Source organism: Pseudomonas sp. REP124 (genome assembly GCF_020164475.1).
In the GTDB taxonomy this organism is placed as follows: Bacteria; Pseudomonadota; Gammaproteobacteria; order Pseudomonadales; family Pseudomonadaceae; genus Aquipseudomonas.
In genome coordinates this window covers 1-4244 of sequence record NZ_JAIQWX010000255.1, presented here as the reverse complement: position 1 = coordinate 4244, position 4244 = coordinate 1, and the positions used below count along the sequence as shown (strand labels likewise).

The following is a 4244-nucleotide window of genomic DNA, read 5'->3' as shown; positions in this document are numbered from 1 at the left end:
AGCGGGCTTGCCCGCGATGGGGCCAGACCTGCTATTCGCTGAAGCTCATGCCATGTTTGGCCTTAGTGGCCTTCACCGCATCCAGCACCGCCATCAGGCAGTCATCACGATAGCGCTCCAGCGCCGAAATGCTGTGTTTGCCCAGCTGATCACTGGTGCCGTCCACCACATCGTCGATCAGCTTGTCGGTCAGCTCAGGAGCCGGCAAGTAAGTCCACGGCAACTGCAGGGCCGGGCCGAACTGGGCCATGAAGTGACGCATGCCTGCGTCGCCACCGGCCAGGGTGTAGGTCAGGAAGGTGCCCATGAACGACCAGCGCAGGCCGGCGCCGAAACGGATCGCGTCGTCGATTTCGCCGGTGGTCGCCACACCGTCGTTGACCAGGTGCAGGGCCTCGCGCCACAGCGCTTCGAGCAGGCGGTCGGCGATGAAGCCCGGGACTTCCTTGCGCACATGCAGCGGGCGCATCCCCAGGGATTCGTAGACTTGCATCGCAGCCTGCACGGCTTCGGGCGCGGTGTTCTTGCCGCCGACCACTTCCACCAGCGGCAACAGGTAAACCGGGTTGAACGGGTGGCCGACCACACAGCGTTCCGGATGGGTGGCGCTTTCGTAGAACTCGCTCGGCAAAAGGCCGGAGGTGCTGGAGCCGATCAGGGCGTTGGGCTTGGCTGCGGCGCTGATTTTGCTGTGCAGGTCCAGTTTCAGCTCAAGGCGTTCGGGGGCGCTTTCCTGGATGAAATCGGCGTCGCGAACGCATTCTTCAATGGTGGCGACGAAGCGCAGGCGATCCTGAGAGGCGCCGGGCGCCAGACCTTTCTTCTCCAGCGCACCCCAGGCGTTGGCAACGCGTTTGCGCAGCGCGGCTTCGGCACCGGGCGCCGGGTCCCAGGCCACTACATCCAGACCATGGGCGAGGGCACGCGCAACCCAGCCGCTGCCGATGACACCGCTGCCCAGGGCGGCGAAGGTTTTGATTTCAGTGATAAAGCTCATGTTGGCGTCCTGGTGAGTTCGATGATCCCTGTAGGAGCGAAGCTTGCTCGCGAAGGCGGTGTCTCAGCCGCAGAGGATCTGGCGAATGTGCCGACCTCTTCGCGGGCAAGCCTCGCTCCTACAGTGGAGAGGGAATGGGGTTAACCGCGCTGTTTCAGGCCCATCTTCTTGCGCCCCTCGGCCGGGGTCAGGACCCGGGCGCCGAGGCGGCTGAGGATTTCGCCGGCGCGTTCGACCAGTTGGCCGTTGGTCGCCAGTACGCCCTTGTCCAGCCACAGGTTGTCTTCCAGGCCGACCCGCACGTTGCCGCCCAGCAGCACCGCTTGCGCCGCCATCGGCATCTGCATGCGACCGATGCCGAAACCGGCCCAGACCGCGTCGGCCGGCAGGTTGTCGACCATGGCCTTCATGGTGGTGGTGTCAGCCGGCGCGCCCCACGGGATGCCCAGGCACAGCTGGAACAGCGGGTTGTCGAGCAGGCCTTCCTTCATCATCTGCTTGGCGAACCACAGGTGGCCGGTGTCGAAGATTTCGAGCTCGGCTTTGACGCCCAGCTCTTGAATGCGTTTGGCGCCGGCACGCAGTTGCGCCGGGGTGGAGACATAAATGGTGTCGCCGTCGCCGAAGTTGAGGGTGCCGCAATCGAGGGTGCAGATTTCCGGCAGCAGTGCCTCGACGTGGGCCAGACGGGTCAGCGGGCCGACCAGGTCGGTGTTCGGGCCGAACTCCATCGGGTTTTCGCCGGCACCGATTTCCAGGTCGCCGCCCATGCCGGCGGTGAGGTTGACGATGATGTCGACGTCCGCCTCGCGGATGCGCTCCATCACCTCGCGATACAGCGCCACGTCACGGCTGAACTTGCCGGTTTGCGGGTCGCGAACGTGGCAATGAACCACGGTGGCGCCGGCCTTCGCGGCTTCCACGGCGGCAGCGGCGATCTGTTTCGGGGTGACCGGCACGTGTGGGCTCTTGGCGGTCGTGTCGCCAGCACCGGTGAGTGCGCAGGTGATGATGACGTCGTGGTTCATGTTCGTGGTTCCTTACAGGCGTGTGCGGTTTGGGTGAAAAGCCGGGCGTAGCGGTGCCGTTCGCAGCCCGCTGGGGCTGCGAATCGGTGGTTCTATGAATGGGGTTATTTACTGGTCAGTTGCAGATTTTCAGCGGCCGGTTTGCCGTCGAAAGTGGTCACGCCTTCAAGCCAGCGCTTCTTGTCTTCGGGGTGATCCTTGAGCCATTGCTTGGCCGATTCGAAGGCGTCCTTGTGATCCAGCAGAGGCTGCATCATCCGGCTCTCGTCTTCGGCGGTGAAGGTCAGGTTGGTCAGCAGTCGGCCGATGTTCGGGCACTGTTCGGCGTATTTCGGCGCGGTGACGGTCCAGACTGTGGCCATGCCTTCGTTCGGGCCCAGGGCGTCATCGCTGCCGGTCAGATAAGTCATCTGTACGTTGACGTTCATCGGGTGCGGCGCCCAGCCGAAGAACACCACGGCTTCCTTGCGGCGCACGGCGCGATCGACGGCGGCGAGCATGCCGGCCTCGCTGGATTCGACCAGCTGGAACTTGCCCAGGCCGAACTGGTTCTTGGCGATCATTGCCTTGATCTGGGTGTTGGCGCCCGAGCCTGGCTCGATGCCGTAGATCTTGCCGCCCAGTTCTTTCTCGAACTTGGCGATGTCAGCGAAGGTCTTCAGGCCCTTGTCGGCCAGATAGGTCGGCACGGCGAGAGTGGCGCGGGCGTCCTTCAGGCTCGGTGCTTCAAGCACCTTGACCTGATTGGCGTCGACGAATGGAGTGATGGTCTGGGTCATCAGCGGGTTCCAGTAGCCCAGGAACAGGTCCAGGCGCTGATCACGGATGCCGGCGAAGATGATTTGCTGGGAAGCACTGGTCTGTTTGGTGTTGTAGCCGAGGCCGTCGAGCAATACCTGGGTCATGGCGCTGGTGGCGATCACATCGGTCCAGTTCACCACGCCCATGCGCACGTTCTGGCAAGAGGCGGGTTCGGCGGCCATGACATTGGCGCTCAGCAAAGCGGTACCACTGAGTGCAAGAACACAGCTGCTGATCAGTCGTTTCATTCTCGGGTTCCTCGGCAGTTTCGTTATTGTGGGTCCGGTCGTCTTTGTGCGCCGGTGATGTCACGTTACGCAGCTAATCGGCCATAAAAGCGCACTGCGGCGACCAGCACTTGCACTGCAGCGACCTGTCCTCTTGAATGGCGTTTGCAAGTGGCGTATCAACGTCCTCACGCTCCCGCCGTCTCGCTACCTCCACTCGAGTGCGCGCCATGTCTCAGGATTTCTATTTCTTGTTGATGCCGGGTTTCTCGGCCATTGGATTCATCTCGGCCATCGAGCCGCTGCGGGTCGCCAATCGCTTTCGCGGCGAGCTCTATCGTTGGCATGTATTGAGCGCCGATGGCGGGGCGGTGCTGGCCAGTAACGGCATGTCGGTCAACGCTGATGCGGCGCTGGAGCCATTGAAGAAGGGCGCGACCTTGTGGGTGGTCGCCGGCTTCGAACCGCTGAAGTTCGTCACCCCGGCGCTGGAGCACTGGCTGCGCCGTCTGGACAAGGAAGGCGTGACCCTGGGCGGCATTGATACAGGCAGCTTCGTCCTCGCCGAGGCGGGTTTGATGGACGGTCATCGCCTGACCCTGCACTGGGAAGCCATCGATGCCTTCAAGGAGTCCTACCCGCAGCTCAGCGTCACCCAGGAGCTGTTCGAGATCGACCGCCGGCGCATCACCTCCGCCGGCGGCACTGCCTCTATTGATCTGATGCTCGATCTGATCGGCCAGGCCCACGGCCCGGACCTGGCGATCCAGGTCAGCGAACAATTCGTACTCGGCCGCATCCGCCCGCGCAAAGACCACCAGCGCATGGAAGTCGCCACGCGTTATGGCATCAGCAACAAGAAACTGGTGCATGTGATTGGCGAGATGGAGCAGCACAGTGAGCCACCGCTGAGCACACTGGAATTGGCGGAATCGATCAAAGTCACCCGACGGCAGCTCGAGCGTTTGTTCCGTCTGCACCTCAACGACACGCCGAGCAACTTCTACCTGCGCTTGCGGCTTGAAAAGGCCCGGCAATTGTTGCGACAGACGGACATGAGCGTGCTTGAAGTGAGCATTGCGTGCGGGTTCGAATCACCGTCGTATTTCACCCGCAGTTACCGGGCGAAATACGAGCGCTGTCCGCGAGAGGATAGGCGTACCGCAAAGGCATGAACGCCAAAAACCCTGT

Annotated in this window: 4 protein-coding genes; 1 reads left to right on the top strand and 3 read right to left on the bottom strand. The window is 62.7% G+C overall.

All coding sequences use genetic code 11. The features are described from left to right. Positions 1 to 31 precede the first annotated feature (31 nt). From K9857_RS29785 to K9857_RS29775, 3 genes are all read right to left on the bottom strand, one after another. The gene (locus K9857_RS29785; RefSeq protein WP_224542077.1) at positions 32 to 997 is read right to left on the bottom strand and encodes an L-carnitine dehydrogenase; all 966 of its coding nucleotides are present in this window, start codon (positions 995 to 997) and stop codon (positions 32 to 34) included. Positions 998 to 1137: 140 nt separating this feature from the next. Next, the gene (locus tag K9857_RS29780; protein WP_224542075.1) at positions 1138 to 2025 is read right to left on the bottom strand and encodes a 3-keto-5-aminohexanoate cleavage protein; all 888 of its coding nucleotides are present in this window, start codon (positions 2023 to 2025) and stop codon (positions 1138 to 1140) included. Between the two features lie 104 nt (positions 2026 to 2129). Then, positions 2130 to 3074, bottom strand: coding sequence for a choline ABC transporter substrate-binding protein (locus K9857_RS29775; RefSeq protein WP_224542073.1), 945 nt, complete (start codon positions 3072 to 3074; stop codon positions 2130 to 2132). A 209-nt stretch (positions 3075 to 3283) separates the two neighbouring features. Here K9857_RS29775 and K9857_RS29770 point away from each other — a divergent pair, with 209 nt between their 5' ends. Continuing rightward, positions 3284 to 4228: a GlxA family transcriptional regulator gene (locus tag K9857_RS29770; protein ID WP_224542071.1), complete on the top strand. Its 945-nt coding sequence runs from the start codon at positions 3284 to 3286 to the stop codon at positions 4226 to 4228. The last annotated feature ends 16 nt before the right edge of the window (positions 4229 to 4244 follow it).